This window comes from Sulfurimonas sp. (assembly GCF_014859695.1).
Lineage (GTDB): Bacteria > Campylobacterota > Campylobacteria > Campylobacterales > Sulfurimonadaceae > Sulfurimonas.
The window spans coordinates 1-17,808 of the sequence record NZ_JACUTS010000008.1; the positions used below are offsets into that span (position 1 = coordinate 1).

Sequence of the window (17,808 nt, forward strand, 5' to 3'; positions counted from 1 at the left end):
TGTTTTCATGCTTTAGATTAAGCAACTTTGATTCCTTGGTGCGTAAGGTCAGTAAGCAAAATAAAAAAGACTGTGCTATATACATGTATAGTAATCCCGATAATATTGGTATATATAATAATATAAAATGTGGTGTGTCAAGTTCAAAAAGGATGTTAGGAATAATGGAGCATTTATCTACTACTGGAAAATTCATATCTTTTGAGAAGAGCTATGGGGAACTACAAAATGACGACTTATTAAATTTTCTACAAAATAATATGAAAAAAGTTTCTACTCTAAGAGCTAGACCGGTGCTAGCATATTTATCAGCTGTAAATAAAAATGTATCTTCAAATTTAATCAATATCTCCAATGAAGATATAAAACATTTTGTTAATTTAATTAATGATGTGCCGGAAAACATCCAAGAAATAGATATTATCCTTCACAGCAGAGGTGGATATATGATAGTTGCAAGACAGCTAGTTGAAATCATTCGAAAACGCTTTAAAAAAGTAACATATATAATACCTTATATAGCACATTCTGCGGCAGCAATGATGACTATGTCGGGGGATGAAATAATAATGACACCAGAGAGTTCAATGAGCCCATTTGATGTTCAAATGCCATCACCAGCAAGCAACGAATATTACCCTGCGGCAGAACTAAAAAAAATTGCAAATGAAGCCAGACATGCTCACAATCCATTTAACCCATTTATATCAAAAGCACTTTACAAAGATTGGGATAGCAGAACAATCAGAAAAATAATTTTTGATTGTAGTATTTCAATATCAATGACAAAGAACTATACTATATACTGGCTTATGAAATATATGTTCAATAATTTTAAGGCTGTTAATTATAAATTTAGCTATTATTTAGTGCTTCCATGGTGGATAAGACTTACAAAAAACGGAAGGACTGCTCATAAAATAGCATCTTTTTTTACAAACCCTAAAATACATATAGCGCACAATAATCCTGTTATGTTTAATGATATTAGTGATATAGGACTGAATATTCAATGTGCAGACAGTGAACTATTGTCAATATTAAGGGAAACATATATTCTTACAGATGAACTGTTTGACAGAAGTATTTTTACAAAACTATATATTAATGATAAGCAACATGTGTATACGCATAAAAAAGAGATATAGATTGTCTCTGACACGAAATTTTTAACGCTCCGCCTAATAAGAAAAAACAGATGTATCGTAAACTTCTATCTCTTCATTTTTAATTTTTACAGCCCAATTGTGCTGTAGAATATCACGGTCAAAGTTATACACGATTAATTGCCCATGAGCATTGTCCATATAATTAACACCAAGATTCAGACACATAGAAGCTTGAGCAGCAACAAATAAATGGATATTCCTACCTGGTTTAGCAAGCGTCCGTAAGTAATATGAAATATCTTTTAAAAGCTCTGTTTGTATCTCTTCACTTGCAACATTATCATGACGAGGTTCTACCGATAATCTAAGGTAGAGAGTATTATTTCTAAGTTCAATAGGTATTGTGGTCTTTTCCATTAAAAATGTATAAGATAGTGCTATGCCAATATCTTCATTGTTTTGGTTAAATCTATAAATTTCAGCATCAATTGTGTTAGCACCATAATGTAACATATGCACTATCTTTTCTGCATTTGTTGACATAGGCGGAAGGACATACCATTTTCCACCATCTTTATATCTATTAAAATCCATTATTTTAGTATTAGAGTAAGCGTTCCTTACTAATGTTCCTAATAAAAACAAGTATGGGAAACTACCTAAAGCTGCTAAATATGCTCTTGATGATTCTTTATTCTCAATCCTTTCTTGAATGAGTTCTCGATTAAAATAATAGTTCTTTTTTACTTCATTAACATCATAAGAATCAATCCGTTTTAAGTCAACAGGATTTATTTTACTTTTTTCTCTTCTGGGCACAATATCTTTAGGAGATTTTATATTTCTTTTCCAACTTGGTTTTTTAATATGAGTTAGCGATAGAAGTTTTCCTGCAATTCTATTAATAATCCCACCTTTTACACCATCAACATCAAAAGCTTTATTAATCGGTGTGCTTCCAAAAGCATTTTCTAGTAAAAGCTTATTATTAAACGCATGATCACTTAATAAAAAAAACATATCGCTTCTCGTTTTTTTCACCCACTCAAAATATTTTATTCGCTTAGTAGGTTCTCCCATTTATCAGCAAAATTTTCAAGAGGATTTACCGGATTAGTCACATAGTGCATTCCATCTTTTGTAGGAATATTATCTAGTTCAGACAGTATTGTAATCAATGCATCATGTATATTATCCTCTCCCTGATAAGCTGTTGCTGCTAATGTTGTTATTATAATAGATATTGGTTTATCCTCTTTATCATCTTGAAACAATATATCTCTATGTCTTTTTAGTATCATTATCGCTTTTTGCAAAGGAGAGGTAATTGAATTGTCTGGGATGTCTTCTACATGCTCAAATGCCATCTTTAGTCTTTCATCATATGCAGTTTTTTTGACAATCAGACGTTTTTTAAACCATTCGTGAAAGCCTTTCGGGTTGCTTCTTGGCCAGTTTGTATCAACAATAGGATAATTCCCATTTGTATTATCAGTAATTGCTAGAGCATACTTCATATATGGATCACTAGAATCGAAGGCTACTTTTCTTTCTTCAAGGAGTCTTACAAAACCAATCTTATCTGGTATTGCAGGAAGAATATCCATATGAAACTGTGCAGATTCTGCATACTCCATAGTCCAACATCTTTTGCCTTCAGTTGCTTCTTTTTTGAAGTTATGTTTTTTTACATATTTATTGATTTCATAACCAACCATCTCTTTAGCTGATTTTTGAGAAAATTTATGGATATCAAATTTATTTAACACGCATACCGCATCTAAATCAAAGTCATCTTTTTCATTCAAAGGTTTTATTGCAGTTCCGAGCCTAATAGAACCTTGAGAATAAAGCTTAGGAGAATAATTTTAAGTGTTGATTCATCTCTGTCAAACCAGTCTCCTACGCTTAAATATCTATTTTCTGCCGATTTCATAACATCGCCAGAAATTTTTAAAGATTCAACCATTGCTTCTAACATTTTATTTTTTATAGCAACATCCATTAGCATAACCTTTTGTGAGAGTACCAGAAGTATAACTAAATATGTTTTTTTATGTATTATATTTCAGGTAACGTCTTGATTCTGATAAACTTAAAATCTAAAGATTACTAGAATGAAAAATTATATTTGACAATTTACAAACTTTGCAGTAATCTATTTCATTAAAATTAAAAGGAATGATTCAATGCCTGTCCGCAAAATAAAAATGAATCACTTCTCTGTAACCGGAGTATTCTATAGCTTCAAGAATGATAGGCATATAGAATTTGAATCATCCCTAGAACGTGACTTCTTTTTACTTCTTGAGATGGATGAGAGTGTAGAGTCTTACGAAGAGCAACCTGTAACTCTTTATTACACATACCTAAATCGAAGAACCCCTTATACTCCGGACTGCATTATTCACTATTTTGATGATGACAAACTTTCATGTATCGTAGAAGTAAAACCCTCAAAAGTTATTAAAGATAAAAAGGTGTTCCTAAAGCAAAAATTTGAACAAATTGAACAATACCTCTATGAAAATGATATGGATTTTAAACTAATTACAGAATTTGATATACGAACACAAAGATTAGAAAACTGTAAATATTTATATGGCTTTGCAGATGTGCCAAGCAATCCAGAGTACGCAGATACGATCACTAATATTGTTCAAAAGGCTAAAGAAATAAGTTTTTCAAACCTTCAAAATCTTTGCTCTGAGGATAAATATATTCAAGCATCATACACTCCATATATCTGGCATCTTATTTACAAAAGACATTTATATATAGATATGGACCAAGCCATATCCAACAACTCTATCATAAGGCTTTCTCATGGAAATGTATGAATTTAAAAAAGGTACTGTTTTTACATACCAAGGTAAAGAATATGAGATTGATAAGCATGTGGATATGGATTATATACTCGCAAAGGATTTAGTCACTCACAAGAATGAATTACTTGCTATATCAGACATAACAAATAATACACCAAATAAAAATCTTGATAGGATTGATGATATAGCTGACGAAGATTGGGAAGTAGCAAAAAATAGGCTAGAAATTATAAGACCTATTATTGAGCAAGGTCTTGGGAAAAAAGAACTCCTAGCGATAGCTAAACAACACAATATCCATCAAGCGACTATTTATAGATGGAAAGAGAAATATGAAGCGACAGGCTTATTGCAGTCGCTAGTACCAAATATAAGGAACAGAGGTCCTAAAGGACATACAAGAATTGAGCAAGCAGCCGAATTAATTATGAATAAAGCAATTGAAACACTATATCTTGATAAACAGAAGCTCCCTGTTCGTGCTGTATATAGAGAAGTGCAAAAAAGATGTAGAAATGCAGATGTAACGCCGCCGCATGAAAATACATTCAGAAGACGTGTTAAAAAACTATCCCAAGAACAAATAGTTGCTAAACGGGAGAGCAGAAAAATAGCTGATAGAAAATATAACAATATGGATGGCATGTTTCCTGATGGATTATTTCCACTAGAAACTGTACAAATTGACAATACACCAATGGATATTATATTAGTAGATGAAGTAGAAAGAAAACCAATTGGACGACCTTATCTAACAATTGCTATTGATATCTACAGCAGAATGATATTTGGTTTCTATATAGCACTTGAAGCACCAAGCTATTATAGTGTGAGTCAATGTTTGGCAAATGGTGTTCTTAGCAAAGAAAGATATCTTCAACACATTGGTGTAGAAGGAGACTGGAAGATATGGGGCATACCAAAAAATATAAACCTCGATAACGGTCCTGAATTTCAAAACAAGGAACTTAGAAGATTTTGTGAACAATACGGGATAACCGTTACTTACAGGCTTCCCGGAACCCCAAATCTAGGTGGAAATATTGAAAGAGCCATCGGGACATATATGAGGGAAGTTCATACATTACCGGGGGCTACCTTCTCTAATCCAACCCAAAGAGGTCAATACAACTCTGATAAAGAAGCATCGCTCACTCTAAATGAACTTGAAAAGTGGATAACTGAGTTTATTGTAAATGTCTATCATACAAGAATTCATGAAACTTTGCAAACTACGCCTATTAGTAAATTTGAAGAGGGTGTCTTCGGAGATGGCAAATACCCAGGTACAGGAATACCGGCTAAAATAGCAGATGAAAATAGATTTAAAATAGACCTATTACCCACTTTTAACAGAACAATACAGCAGCCCGGCGTTAAGCTTGATAATATAACTTACTATGCAGATGTATTAAGACGCTGGATTAAAGCAAAAGATGAAAAAACCGGCAAGCCCAGACAATTTGTATTTAAACGAAATCCAAGAGATATAAGCACCATCTATTTTTATGATCCTGAAATCAAAGAGTATTTTCCTCTGCCTTACAGAAATGTCAGCTATCCACCAATGTCAATGTGGGAACTACATGAAATCACTAGAGAGCTAAAAGAAAAAGGCAGAGAAAATTATGATGAGATGGAAATATTTGCAGCGTACGAGCGTATGGATAAAATAAAAGAAGAAGCTAAAAAATCAACTAAAACAAGCAGAAAAATAGAATCATCAAAAAAGACACATAAAAAACGCAATGAAAATCAAAAGATTATTCTATCAGATGATAAAAAGCCAATTAATAGTGAATTTGATGCATTGTTTGACAATGTACAGGCATTTGATGATATAGAAGTTTTTGCAAAGGGTGACGATGAGTAATGAAGAACATTTAAGTAACCTACATCCGTCAGCTTTAGCTGTTCTTGATAAATCAAAACAAGAGCGTATTAAATTTTTAGATACAGATAAATGGATTGGATACCCAAAAGCGCAGGAAGTGCTTCAACAACTAGAACGACTCTATAATATGCCGAAAAAACTTCGTATGCCAAACATGCTTTTATATGGAGAAACCAATAATGGTAAGAGCTCTATAGTTGATTACTTTTGTAAAAAACATATGACTGAAAACAATGATGAATCAGTCATCATACCAATTGTCAATATCATGGCTCCCGAAGGACCTGATTTGAATGCGTTGTATGATGCAATACTCTATGAGATGATGGTGCCTTTTGCGAGTACAGCAAAGAAGAGTAAAAAACTTCATCAAATTCAATATTATTTTGAGCAAACAAATGTCAAGATGCTTATTGTAGATGAAATACATAACATTCTCAGCGGGACTATTGGCAAACAAAAAGAGTTTATGAACGCACTAAAGAATTTGAATAACACCCTGCAAATTCCTATAGTTTTAGTCGGAATAAAAGACGCGCTTAGGGCTACAAGCACAGATGCCCAGATAAAGAACAGATTTCCGCCTACGCATCTTCCCCAATGGAAACTAGACCAAGAGTATTTAAGTTTACTTGCCAGTATAGAAAAGTTATTACCTCTTAAAAAACCCTCTAACCTAGCTAGAACAAAAGAGATAGCTTTAGATATATATAATCAAACTGATGGGTATATAGGGGAGATTATAACGCTCCTTATGCTTGCAACTGAAAACGCAATTGATACTTCTACCGAATATATATCATTGGATGGATTAAAGAAATGTGGATATAAGAGAGAAACAGGAATGTACTGATGATATCTTATGTAACTGCATTCATAGATTTATCTCAAAAACCTTTTGTGTTGCACCCACATCCTCATGAAGATGAACTTCTTAGTTCTTGGCTAGTTAGAGTCTCCGTGGCTCACGACACCATGCCTTGTTCGTTGATGAATATGCACTTTCCTGAATATAAAAATATCATTTTTTCAAGAGATTTGGACGTTTGGGCAAACGATGATTTATTGGCAAAGCTGTCTATAAAAAGCAATTTGCCAGCGGAAACACTTTTCTCCATGACACTTCAAAGCTATCGTGGTATTTTGCAAAAAAAGATACTTACAAATACCGGGAATAATATGCTTTCTCCCATTGTGTCACGTGCCAGAAAAAATCAAAAGCATGGACTAAAATATTGTCCGCTATGCTTGGCAGAAGATTCGGCTCCCTATTTTAGAAAGATTTGGAGAGTCTCTTTTTACAGCGTTTGTTTAACACATAGAATACTCTTGTTAGACAAATGTTGCAAATGCAAGAAACCTATTTCATTTTATAAATTCAAAGATGATGCAGGATTCACAAAATGCTGGTTTTGTGGACAAAAATTATCGTTATGCACGAGTATCCCCGTAGCCGATAATGAATATTTAGCGATTAAAAAGTTGAGCGATATCATTTTGGATAAAAAATATAAATATGCGAATCAAGAGATTAGTGTGTTGGACTTTTTTACCGTTTACCACCAGATAGCAAAAATACTGAATCCGCATTCTTCTCCAAGCAATAGGCTAAACCCTTGTGAATCGTTAAAGCTTTCTATTCGATTTTGGGAGGAATTTGACAACCTACTGAACGGTAAAAATATTTCTGCTACCACTCAGAAAAGTGTTTTGTCAAAAGATATGACATATATTCCAGCGTTTTATAAAAAAAAATTAGACACTCTGTAGTATGTTAATTATAATAAAGAAGATTCCCTATCTTTACTATTGAGCGCTTTATATCAAAGAGAGAAATTTTAGAAACCTTGTCCCCTTATTCTTTTAAAAATGCTTTCATAACTGCAGCATTTGAAATCATATTTCTATATGTATCTAAAAACTTCTGAATTTCATCTCTTAACTCTTCTATGGAAAAATCAAGGTTACTGTAAAAAACTTTATCTCCATGAGCAATCTTATTCCTGAATTTCAATAGTCTGCTATCAATCCAAATTTTATCTGCAGCTAAAGTAGTTATTTCCATCCCTAAAGATAAACATATTTTTTCGAGCACATCAATATTTAAATTAGATTCAGCGTCAATCATCTTAGCACTCTCACCATAAAATTTTGTTATATTTGAACCATTGAGTATAAAATCTATAATTTCTTTTTTATGTTTTATGTTTTTTACAGAAGGTGCATTCTCAAGATGGTTCAGTAACCCTGTAGCTAAAAAATTTGATTTTAATACATCATATGTAAGTCTTTGACTTATAACATATTCTAAATATGTTTGAGATGCTACTTTAATGTAACCTTCCCAATGGGCATAAATCAATAAAAACGCTACTCTTAAGTAATGATCCTTGCTAATTCCTTCTTTGGCAGATGTCAAATTACTAATTACTAATGACATTTCTTTTTTTCTCCATGCCAGTTCAGAATCCAATGTGTCTTCTAAGTGGCTAAGTGTTTTGACCTTCATTGCTAGTTAAATTTTTCTTTCCCATATTTTACTAGGACACTAAATCTATTAATTGATCGTGTTCCATATTTTGTATTATCTATAAAATATTCATCATTTGATAAGTTTTTAGAAGTTTTATTTATTAAATCCTTCAGCTCAGTATCACTTTTATAAGAATAGCTCAGCCCAATTGCTATTACTTCAAAAATAGACAAAGAGAACGGTCCAAGATATTTAGCTTTTTCTACGCTATATTTCTTAAAGCTATTGTCTTGCAAGGTATCATCCAACAACATAAACACTTTATTAAATATCTCTTCTTCGGCATCTTTGTCAAAATTTTCATCTAAAAAAACAGTTTTCATGGCATCTGTTAATAACTCCGTTAAATCTGTATATTTTTTTATCTGATCTTGTTTTACATGTCTATAGACAACAAATCTTAAAACAATTTCCATATAGGCTTGCTCTTGTTCCTGTTTTATTGTTAATGGCAAACAACTTCTAAAATGCTCATTTTCAGATAATTTTTTTATCCAATCATATATTTTATGATCAATCATAATCAGTAAACAATTGCGAACTTCTTGCTCAGAAAGTCTACTTCCACCAGTGTTTAATCTTTGAAACAACTCATATTTCGCATTCTCATCACTTTCTTTCTTAATAATTTTTACATCAATTTTTTCTCTTTTGAAGGCTCTTTTTATTTCTGCAGGTATTTCATTTTCTGGGTTAGAATGACTCCAATAAATACCTTCAAGAGATGGGATATATTCTGTTCCTATTAACTTTAATGGAGGGACAATTTTTTTATTTTCATCCTCAAATATTCCTAAAAAAGAAAATATTGTTGATAGTCTCTGCAAGCCATCAACTACATCCCAGACCCCATCATCTCTTTGAGCAACAAAAATTGATGGCAATGGGATGCCAAGCAAAATCGATTCAATTAATTTACTTTTTTGAGAATCTGTCCACCGATAAATTCGCTGAAATTCCGGATGGATATCTATTTCTTTATCTCTATAAAGATTAATTATCTCTCCTATCGACATAGGATATGCATCTGTATGAATCTTTCGTCTATTCTGATCTATTTCTTTTTCTATTTTTTTCAATTTAATATCCTTATTCTAGTGTGGTCCTAAAAATCTATCACCATTGAAATGAATCATATGATCTGGGTTGTCTGCTATCCAGACTTCAGTTTCCCATGCAATATCTGCAGCATGCTTCCTAAATTCTTTTTGATCTGGGAATGCGGTAACATAAACTCTACCAACCTTACACTCTTTCAAAGCATCTTCCAACTCAAGCCAACGCTTGGGAGAAACTGGACCTCTGCTTGTTACAGCTTCTATTAAAAAAAGCCATTTTTTATCTTTATCATATACAACAACATCCGGTAGTTTATCATGAGACATTGGAGGAACTCCCAATTTCAATAAATAATCATCTTCTAAATGCAAAAACTTTCCGCCTTCCTCTCTGCTACTAGCTGTGTCTCCTATATATAGTACTACACCGGATTTTCCTATAAATCTAGGACAAAACTCATGAACTATATCTGCATGTAATTCGTTATGTTTTCCAGGCGATAACGTTATCTCTTTCCCACTAGGCAATACAACTGGTATTTTAGTTTTATGAATTTTTTTGGAATACTGTTCTATAAGCGAAGGCACTTCATCTAGATGTTCTTGCACTTTTAATTTCCATTTGCCATGAGGGTACGCATGTAATATATTAATAACACTACGATTTAAAGAATAATTATTTTTACTACTATTTGTAGCCCTTGCTGCGTCATCTCTATTTCTCTCAATTAATCCAGCCTGTTCAAATTGATGTAGTGTCTCTTTTCTGATTGACTCTCTGCTATTAGTTGCATACTTATGTTTATACTCTTTTTCTATAAATTTCATAATTTGATGCGTTGTTAATAATGGTGCACTCACTTTTTCCCATATATCTGCAGGTTTTATATTTGCTAATGCTAAGAAAACTCTTTGTGATCTATCGTTTTGCTGAGGCTTTGGCAGCTCTAGTGCGGATAAAATTTTTCCTGCATCTTCTAGCTTCTTTGCTATCAGCAAATCAACATTCTGTTCCACCATTGTTTAACCCTTAAATAGATATTTTAAAACTATTCTATCTAACGTTTCTTGAGTTACTTCTATGTCCACCAATTTCTTACCAATAGATTTTACAATATCTCTAGATGGAAACTTCATTACCCTAATTTCTGTGGCATTAACCTGTGTGTTCCCCGACAAGCAGCGAAAGTAACTATCCATAAATGTAGAATTAAATACTGCAGCTACTCCTAGTGCTTCTTCAAAATTCATCAAAGAATTTTGAACCCCGATGTAGTTTAATTTATTTCCAAATCCCACAAGTTCACTTCCATTGTTTGGCTTGTATACACCTGCAGTTAAACGTTTTTTTTCATCTTTGCTTGAAAAACGTTTCAGTAGAACATAAACATTATTTGTAAGTAAATGCTTACTTGAACCATCTACGACTCTAAACGTAACATCTTTTTTGTGCTTACCAGACCATGAAGCGGTCATTAATTGTACATTATGTGGACGTAACAATGGTACAGTGTTATCAATAATACTCTTGCCATCTACGATATATTCTCTTGTTCTATGTTCAACTATTGGACCAGTTGAAATATAATAACCAGAATTAGAAAAGGTATTTTTTAATTGGTTTGCTTGCTGCATTATATAAGCATCACTCTCAGTTTCAGGAATATGAATTATCATTAAGTCGTAAGACGTGTCAAATATAAAAGCATTATCATAACTTTTTCCATTTTCATTAGATATATCTTTATTTGAATAACTAGAGGTTATAGATATTTTTTGCTTTTGCTTGCCTTTAGTCAATTTGCATATTATATTTTCCTGTAGAACGTTTGAGTCCTTAAACACTTTATCTCGTGACTGAAAAATATGTATTCTATCTAAACTAGAAACTGCAGATAAATATTGTCTAAAACCCTTAAAGTATAGTCCGTTTGTAAAGCTTCTTGGGATAATGGCTACCAATTGTCCATGCTCAGTCAAGCTAGACAAGCAAATAGCCATAATTGATGCATAAATATTTGGATCACCTTTATATAAGTCAGAAGTTGCCTTACTATATAAAGAATCTTTTACACTATATTTAAAATATGGCGGATTAATTATACATATGTCAAATGGCAATATAGTTTTGTCTTGATCTGGTCTGTTTAATACAAAGTCTTTACAGTGAATTTCAAATTCAAGTATTATGTCATTTAACTCTTCAAACTCATATAATTTTTCTATCTGTGTCTGCAGATATTGAACTAACTCTTCATCTATTTCATATGCTGTTAAATGTATATTTTTATATCCCATTGAGATGCAGTGTAACACGGCAGCAACCCCTAAAATACCTTCTCCAGCACCAGCATCTAGTATTCTTATCTGATTCCATATTTTTTTATTTTCAGGAGGTAAAATCATCTTTGTCATATACTCTGCGATAGTTATGCTGGTAAAATATTGCCCAAGCTTTTTACTTTTTTCTTTGTTAATTAATGCTGGATTTAATCTCTTGTCAAATATTTTATTCAATATCATACAAGTCAGATTCAAAATTTCAACATTTTTTTCTAAACTACTAGGGGGATCTTTTTTTTTATTCATTTTAATCCGTATTGTTTTGCTACTTTTAACACATCAAGATAATCTAATACCAGGGACATCCGATTCGGGATTACCCCATCTTTCCATTGATTTACTATTTGATAACCAAACCCTATGATGACCAAAAATTCTTTTTGTGTTAATTCTAGCTTATTCAATCTTGCCAAGAAATCCTCCCTTTTCATTTACTTCTGTTATATTATAAATATATTATCAAAAAAGTCCCAATTACATACTTTTATTATTTACTATAAAACAATATATCAAGGGGCTTTGTTTTAAATGATTATAAGACAGAAGAAGTTATAACAGTCGTAGTTGCCACATAACTAGCTTTTTAACTAAGTCAACAAATATTTATTCCATGCTTTTCTTATAGCTCTCAATGTTACTATGATTCCAATGCCTATCGTAAAATAGTTTTATAGGAAAGAACCACAATGCTGATACTACCGTTAAAGCCAATGGTATCCACGGTTCTTTTAGTATCTCAATGTCATACATAGAAATATAAAAAGCAACCGGCAAATATACAGCAATAAACAAAAGTAATATCAATCGAGAATTTTGTTTCCAGTTTTCAACATTATCATCAATTTCTACTTTTTTCAAAGCTTTTTTTGTTGCTTCAAGTTCTGAATTTAAGCCAAGAACTTTATCCTGTGTTTGACCATATTCCTTTTCAAGCTTTTTAATAAGTTTCTTTTCGTCAGCTCTTTTTTGCTTTGTCTCTTCTATTTTTCCTAATTCATGAGTAAATTTTTCTATTATCGTAGAAAGTGCTTCAACTCTCTCTATCTCTAACTGTTCTTGTTTTTTGGCTTCATCTTCCAATCGTTTGACAAATTCTTCCTTATCTTCACTTGCCAACCGATTAAGTTCATCTATATTTGTTAATTGTTTATCTGCGATTCTAGTGGCTATTCTTATAATATCTTGTGTTGACACTTCATCTTTTGCATATTTTTCTATGTTGCCCTCAAATTCTTTAATAATCGAAGTTTGGGGCAAAGAAGCGGTAAACGTCAATGATACTAATGAAGACAACCCGATATCAGCCATTTCACTTGCAGATACAACTTCATTAACCTGCGGATTACTCAACCACAGAATGCTCAGAAGATCGTCTGCCTTGATAATTTCTGGTTGATAGGTTTTTTCATACTGTTGCTTAAACCCTCGTGATATAGCATTATTAACAAACCAACAATTTACATCAGCAAAATCTGAAATCTTTTTGTTTCCTCTTTTTTCTTTTACATAATGAAGGGCAAAAGTATCATGTTGTGCCGAGATGTCACTAGTTCTCTTCTGCTTGTAGGAAGAATAATCTGGGCTAGCAAGCGCTATTTTTTTAATTTCTTTATCAATTGATACTTTATTTATATTAAAGCTCAATACTTGTACTTCTATATTATCGATCATTCTTTCGAGATCTGCTTGCGTCAAGTTTCTTCGTTCACATGCATTGTATATGTCTTCCATATAGACTTGTTTTACAAAAAAAGACTTATGCAACCCATCGGCTTTTTTCTTCAGTAACGATTTAATTTCTTCGATTGTTTCTTCTAAAATTGTCAATATATAGCCTTGTTGTTTGGCAATTTTAAGCAGTGTATTGCAGGTATGTGTCGATTCTGGAGTATTTAAATCTAATAAGCTAATTATAAAGTTTGTATCAAAAAGAAGTTCGATATTCATGCATATATCTGTTGGCTTATATTCAAGATACTCAGAGAGAATAGAACCTAAATATAAACTTTTCAACAAATCATATACCGGAGGAATATTACGAAAATAGTTTACAAATTGAACTTCAATTGAATAATCGTGCCCATTTAGTTCTTCTGAATGAGATAAATATTTTGCAAGGGAAAGCTTGTTTTTTTCTAAAAATGAAAATATCGATTTGCTATCCTCTACTATTAGATTTGATTTTCCGCAAAAATCTTGAAATAGCTGTTCAAGTTTTTTAATTTCTTCTTTTCTTTTTCTGACACTTTCTTCAAACTCAACAAATGTATAATTTGCGATAGCAAATGAATTGTCATCATTAAGAATAAATGCTCCTGCATTTGTATTTTGCAATTCTAATGCAATTACCTCTAATATACTCCTCAATACAGGAACGGGAAATTCAATATCATAAAGTATTTTCGCATAATCAACAATCTCGGTAAGATTTTTACCACCATATATTTTATTAGTATTCATTTTTGAAAGCGTTCTTTTGATTAAAGGAACAAAAATATCCAATGGTCCTCTAATCAAAGTAGCATTATTTCTAATATGCGCCAACAAACTATATGTAATCGCTTTATTTATACTCATATTTTAATTCCCCATAACTAACTTTAGATTTTATTATATTTTTATTTTAAAATAAAGATATTCGAACTCCCTTGAATCTTTGCAATTCGTCCACTTCTCTCAACTTCCCACTCGTTAGACGGGTACATCTTATTCCAAGCTTCATATTTTAGCATCTCTTGCTTAGATATCTTCATATCGTATTGCTTGTTGAAATAGAGATAGGTTCTTGCAATCACTCCACGAAGCTCTTCTCTCACTCTTGCTCTGTCAGCTTTAAAATCTACCTCGAATTTACACTCACCATACTGTCCTGTAGTTGGCAATTCAAAATCAAACCTAAAGTTGCTTCTATCTGCGTTTAATTCTCCGATGGCAGGTTGAAGATTATGTATATCGGCTTCCATAATACGGAACTCTTTGCTCACCTTTTTGCAGCACCTGCGCCCTTTATACGACTTTCCTTTAGTATTTACACACTGAGCATCACCGTCTCTCCAGCAGCTAAACTGACGACCGAAATTTTCAGCTGGTATGATATGCTCCCACTCTATGCGTCTGGCACGTTCGTTTTTCTTGCCTTTTTTTGTATATTCGTTACGAGGAACATAACCACATGAATTTCTGTCAATCATGTTATCTTTATTGGTATAGTTATATTTACAACCGCAATAAAAGGTAACCTGATGATCTCGATGGATTTTGCGGAGTTCTTTTTTGGACTTGGAAAAGGATTCATTGTCTCCGAAAACGGAAATTATCAAAAATAAAAATGTTAGAAAAATTTTCATAAAAAGCTCACTTAGTTTTTTTCTAAGCAGTATATCTATCAAGCTCTATTTTTATCATTAATCCAAATAAAATTTATTGATTGAAATATAATTTATGATAATATTAAGCTAGTTACTAAAAGATGATCTGGCTACACTTCTTAGGACATAGAAATGGTAGAATTTCTACATAAATAAGTGAGGGGTTACAGATTACTTGAAAGGTCACTTTTTTGTTCCATAACCCCTTAAGTTTTGTGGAACTTTGTTGTTTTGACTTTTTGAACACTTTGTGGAACACAGAAAACTCGTGATAGCTAATATTGTTACAAATATAAGGACTTTAGGAATTTAACGTTTAAAATGAGCAATCAAAAATCCGCCTGCGGTTTTTTGATTGGCTCGACTGTTTTGTTATGTTTACTTCAAAACTTTATTTATATTTTCAATCAAATTTTTCCATTTTTCTTGTTCTGTAGTAGCTAAGTCATTAGCTTCATGAGTTCTAGTCCATCTAATATAAGCTTTTGCTAATTTATATTTAGAAAAATCATTTATTTCACTTGAGAATAGCTCAATAATTGGTCTGTTTGGTTGCTTACTTGCAACTTCTGAAGTGTCAATACCAAATTCTTCATTAGCTACATTGATTAATGTTTCTCTAAGAAGGTCTTCTATCTCTGCCTTTGGTACATCACAGTAGTCTTTAGTTCGTAAAATATTCTTATTTCCTAGTGTATGTACCAAGCTATCTTGTTGAGCTGCTTGGTCCCCTGCTGAATCAGAATCAAGCAAAGCTGCAACTTTAAGTTTATGAGCATGTAATATAGTGGCATAATATACGACTTTCCCAGCCGAATTAGCGAAGACTAAAGCAATTTTTTCATTTAAATTAACTATATTTTCTGCTCTTAACATCTCTGCTGTTGCTTCAATATACCAATAATCTGTAATCCCTTCTAAAACTAAATTTCTTTGTTGTGAAAATAAACTGTTTGCAAGATCATAACCTAATGCCTCCTGTAGTGGAAGTAATCCAGCTGGATCTCCTGAGGAAAGAGTAGTATGAACTTTGGTTCCATCAGTTCTATTTTTCATTTCAACCACTCTCACTATGTCTAATTCATCAGGTCCAACAAGAAAAGGGGAATGAGTACTAAAAAGTGTTTGATTATTCTCAGCAAGTCTAGAAATAGTTTCTCTAAAATCTCGTTGCTTTAGAGCATGCAAACTCATTCCTGGTTCATCTAATAGTAATATTGCATTTTCGTGTTTATCCATCGCCTCGGAGAAAAATACTACAAAAAATGAAACTAGCCACTGAAAACCTTCAGACCTTTGGTCTAACTCAATATCAACTCCAATATCATCTTCAACTACAACTTTCAGATATTGACCGTCTGCTGTGACTTTAAGTTTATCCGCTTCTGGTCTATCAGGGTTAGGCATCCAAGCAGAACGAATCTCTTTTGTAAGCCTGACACTAGCAGCATTAAGTTGATAGCTTCTGTTATCTAGCTTGTCTTTGTATATTTTCAAACCCGCAACATCATTTATAGCTGGGCTAGGAGTGTTACCTAAATCTGCTAACTCTTTGGCAGTAAAACCAAGAAGTTTAAGCAAACAAAGGTTCCCATAATCATAATATTTATCATCAAGAATATTCTGTGTCACTCTTTGTGAAAGATGTGCTAAATGAATTGAAGGCTTAACCTTAAAATAGTTATTAAATAAAATAAATACTGGTAACCTAGTATGTAATATCTCTAGTACTTTAGCTTGTATTGAATTTTTTTGAATGTCTTCTTGTAGTTTATCATATCTTTTCTCTTCATCTGCATTATCTTCTTTGACAAATTTATAATTGTCATCTAGCCATTTTTTTAATGATATTTCAACCTCACCAGATATTAGTTTATGATCAGACCATTCAGCTGTAAGTGTTGTAAATAAAACAGTTGGCTTATTCTTATCATCGGTTGGAGAAGTTTCTAAATATTGTTCATCCATATGTGCACACATTCTTGAAAAGCTCTTTTTTATATCTTTAAAATATAATTTTTCTGGATTATCAATTAAAGTATGTGTTGCTTCATTATTAAGTTTTCTAGAAAATTGATAGGTACAGTTGTGAAACTCTTTTGGAATTAAGGCTTTATCATGCTCGTCTAATTCGAAGTACCCTGTTACAACTATTAGTTTTGTAGGATCAACTTTACCTGTTGTAATATCGTTATACATTGAACGAGGATAATCCCGTAATGCATCAAATCCTTCAATATCTTCTGGCTTATTTAATTGCTGTAAAGCTTTAAGTAAAACAGTTTTACCTGCTTCGTTAGGTCCTACCAAAATAGTTTTAAATTTTTCAACCTCAAATTCACCCGAATCAACAATGCTTCTATAATTTTGTACTCTTGCTTTTGTTAGTCTCATTCGCTATTTCCTCTCAATTTTTTATTATTGGTGATATCGTGCAAACTACATATGTAACTATTCATATAAGGAACATTATAACGAAAACATATAAAATATTAAATATTAACGGAATATGATTCAAGTTCAACAATCTGTAGGTTTTGGAACTTTCTCTAAGTTTCAAACTAAATTGTTAAGATACGATATAACTTTATAACTATCGGTTACTGACACAAAACTCTAAACGGTCTCGTCTAATAAACTTACTTCTCCTCCAAAAACATTACAAATAGAATGAA

The 17,808-nt window shown here is 32.2% G+C and carries 16 protein-coding genes; 5 read left to right on the forward strand and 11 right to left on the reverse strand.

What is annotated here, in order from left to right; all coding sequences use genetic code 11:
* On the forward strand, window positions 1-1,148 hold a 1,148-nt coding region (locus tag IBX42_RS02955), incomplete at its 5' end, for a hypothetical protein (protein WP_294928579.1).
* A 33-nt stretch (window positions 1,149-1,181) separates the two neighbouring features.
* Here IBX42_RS02955 and IBX42_RS02960 read toward each other — a convergent pair.
* Genes IBX42_RS02960 through IBX42_RS02970 form a run of 3 tightly spaced genes read right to left on the reverse strand, consistent with a single transcriptional unit; the run spans window position 1,182 to window position 3,114 of the window.
* Entirely contained in the window at window positions 1,182-2,129 is a 948-nt protein-coding gene (locus IBX42_RS02960; protein ID WP_294928581.1) for an SAVED domain-containing protein, read from the reverse strand.
* Window positions 2,130-2,164: 35 nt separating this feature from the next.
* On the reverse strand, window positions 2,165-2,917 hold the full coding sequence (locus tag IBX42_RS02965) for a hypothetical protein (RefSeq protein WP_294928583.1): 753 nt from the start codon (window positions 2,915-2,917) through the stop codon (window positions 2,165-2,167).
* Between the two features lie 5 nt (window positions 2,918-2,922).
* Window positions 2,923-3,114, reverse strand: a complete 192-nt coding sequence (locus IBX42_RS02970) for a hypothetical protein (RefSeq protein WP_294928585.1) — start codon at window positions 3,112-3,114, stop codon at window positions 2,923-2,925.
* Between the two features lie 184 nt (window positions 3,115-3,298).
* On the opposite strand from IBX42_RS02970, the gene IBX42_RS02975 reads away from it, so the two are divergent.
* Genes IBX42_RS02975 through IBX42_RS02990 form a run of 4 tightly spaced genes read left to right on the forward strand, consistent with a single transcriptional unit; the run spans window position 3,299 to window position 7,601 of the window.
* Window positions 3,299-3,949 (forward strand): TnsA endonuclease N-terminal domain-containing protein, encoded by a 651-nt coding sequence (locus tag IBX42_RS02975; RefSeq protein ID WP_294928587.1) that lies wholly within the window; start codon window positions 3,299-3,301, stop codon window positions 3,947-3,949.
* A complete protein-coding gene (locus IBX42_RS02980; protein WP_294928590.1) occupies window positions 3,936-5,810 on the forward strand; it encodes a DDE-type integrase/transposase/recombinase in 1,875 nt (624 codons plus the stop codon). The genes IBX42_RS02975 and IBX42_RS02980 overlap by 14 nt, the downstream gene beginning before the upstream one ends.
* Window positions 5,803-6,684: a TniB family NTP-binding protein gene (locus IBX42_RS02985; protein ID WP_294928592.1), complete on the forward strand. Its 882-nt coding sequence runs from the start codon at window positions 5,803-5,805 to the stop codon at window positions 6,682-6,684. Before IBX42_RS02980 ends, IBX42_RS02985 begins: the two co-directional genes overlap by 8 nt.
* Complete coding sequence (locus IBX42_RS02990) at window positions 6,684-7,601, forward strand: TniQ family protein (RefSeq protein ID WP_294928594.1); 918 nt, start codon at window positions 6,684-6,686, stop codon at window positions 7,599-7,601. The genes IBX42_RS02985 and IBX42_RS02990 overlap by 1 nt, the downstream gene beginning before the upstream one ends.
* 85 nt (window positions 7,602-7,686) lie before the next feature.
* On the opposite strand, the gene IBX42_RS02995 is transcribed toward IBX42_RS02990, so the two are convergent.
* From IBX42_RS02995 to IBX42_RS03030, 8 genes are all read right to left on the reverse strand, one after another.
* On the reverse strand, window positions 7,687-8,304 hold the full coding sequence (locus IBX42_RS02995; RefSeq protein ID WP_294928596.1) for an MAE_28990/MAE_18760 family HEPN-like nuclease: 618 nt from the start codon (window positions 8,302-8,304) through the stop codon (window positions 7,687-7,689).
* A gap of 38 nt (window positions 8,305-8,342) precedes the next feature.
* The gene (locus IBX42_RS03000; protein WP_294928598.1) at window positions 8,343-9,443 is read right to left on the reverse strand and encodes a DUF262 domain-containing protein; all 1,101 of its coding nucleotides are present in this window, start codon (window positions 9,441-9,443) and stop codon (window positions 8,343-8,345) included.
* A 15-nt stretch (window positions 9,444-9,458) separates the two neighbouring features.
* Window positions 9,459-10,442 carry a BsuBI/PstI family type II restriction endonuclease gene (locus IBX42_RS03005; RefSeq protein ID WP_294928600.1) on the reverse strand — a complete coding sequence of 328 codons (984 nt, stop codon included), beginning with the start codon at window positions 10,440-10,442 and terminating at the stop codon, window positions 9,459-9,461.
* A gap of 3 nt (window positions 10,443-10,445) precedes the next feature.
* Window positions 10,446-12,011: an Eco57I restriction-modification methylase domain-containing protein gene (locus IBX42_RS03010; RefSeq protein ID WP_294928603.1), complete on the reverse strand. Its 1,566-nt coding sequence runs from the start codon at window positions 12,009-12,011 to the stop codon at window positions 10,446-10,448.
* Window positions 12,008-12,178: a hypothetical protein gene (locus IBX42_RS03015; protein ID WP_294928605.1), complete on the reverse strand. Its 171-nt coding sequence runs from the start codon at window positions 12,176-12,178 to the stop codon at window positions 12,008-12,010. Before IBX42_RS03015 ends, IBX42_RS03010 begins: the two co-directional genes overlap by 4 nt.
* Before the next feature lie 190 nt (window positions 12,179-12,368).
* The gene (locus IBX42_RS03020) at window positions 12,369-14,342 is read right to left on the reverse strand and encodes a hypothetical protein (protein WP_294928607.1); all 1,974 of its coding nucleotides are present in this window, start codon (window positions 14,340-14,342) and stop codon (window positions 12,369-12,371) included.
* Between the two features lie 41 nt (window positions 14,343-14,383).
* A complete protein-coding gene (locus tag IBX42_RS03025) occupies window positions 14,384-15,112 on the reverse strand; it encodes an endonuclease (protein WP_294928609.1) in 729 nt (242 codons plus the stop codon).
* A gap of 399 nt (window positions 15,113-15,511) precedes the next feature.
* On the reverse strand, window positions 15,512-17,527 hold the full coding sequence (locus tag IBX42_RS03030) for an AAA family ATPase (RefSeq protein ID WP_294928611.1): 2,016 nt from the start codon (window positions 17,525-17,527) through the stop codon (window positions 15,512-15,514).
* Between the last annotated feature and the right edge of the window lie 281 nt (window positions 17,528-17,808).

What these genes read in the sequence shown, in the direction of transcription:
- IBX42_RS03010 (WP_294928603.1), bottom strand. Translation starts at nt 12,011, where the DNA reads ATGAATAAAAAAAAAGATCCCCCTAGTAGTTTAGAAAAAAATGTTGAA.
- IBX42_RS03020 (WP_294928607.1), bottom strand. Translation starts at nt 14,342, where the DNA reads ATGAGTATAAATAAAGCGATTACATATAGTTTGTTGGCGCATATTAGA.
- IBX42_RS02985 (WP_294928592.1), top strand. Translation starts at nt 5,803, where the DNA reads ATGAGTAATGAAGAACATTTAAGTAACCTACATCCGTCAGCTTTAGCT.
- IBX42_RS02990 (WP_294928594.1), top strand. Translation starts at nt 6,684, where the DNA reads ATGATATCTTATGTAACTGCATTCATAGATTTATCTCAAAAACCTTTT.
- IBX42_RS03005 (WP_294928600.1), bottom strand. Translation starts at nt 10,442, where the DNA reads ATGGTGGAACAGAATGTTGATTTGCTGATAGCAAAGAAGCTAGAAGAT.
- IBX42_RS03030 (WP_294928611.1), bottom strand. Translation starts at nt 17,527, where the DNA reads ATGAGACTAACAAAAGCAAGAGTACAAAATTATAGAAGCATTGTTGAT.
- IBX42_RS02970 (WP_294928585.1), bottom strand. Translation starts at nt 3,114, where the DNA reads ATGGATGTTGCTATAAAAAATAAAATGTTAGAAGCAATGGTTGAATCT.
- IBX42_RS03025 (WP_294928609.1), bottom strand. Translation starts at nt 15,112, where the DNA reads ATGAAAATTTTTCTAACATTTTTATTTTTGATAATTTCCGTTTTCGGA.
- IBX42_RS02980 (WP_294928590.1), top strand. Translation starts at nt 3,936, where the DNA reads ATGGAAATGTATGAATTTAAAAAAGGTACTGTTTTTACATACCAAGGT.
- IBX42_RS02960 (WP_294928581.1), bottom strand. Translation starts at nt 2,129, where the DNA reads ATGTTTTTTTTATTAAGTGATCATGCGTTTAATAATAAGCTTTTACTA.
- IBX42_RS02975 (WP_294928587.1), top strand. Translation starts at nt 3,299, where the DNA reads ATGCCTGTCCGCAAAATAAAAATGAATCACTTCTCTGTAACCGGAGTA.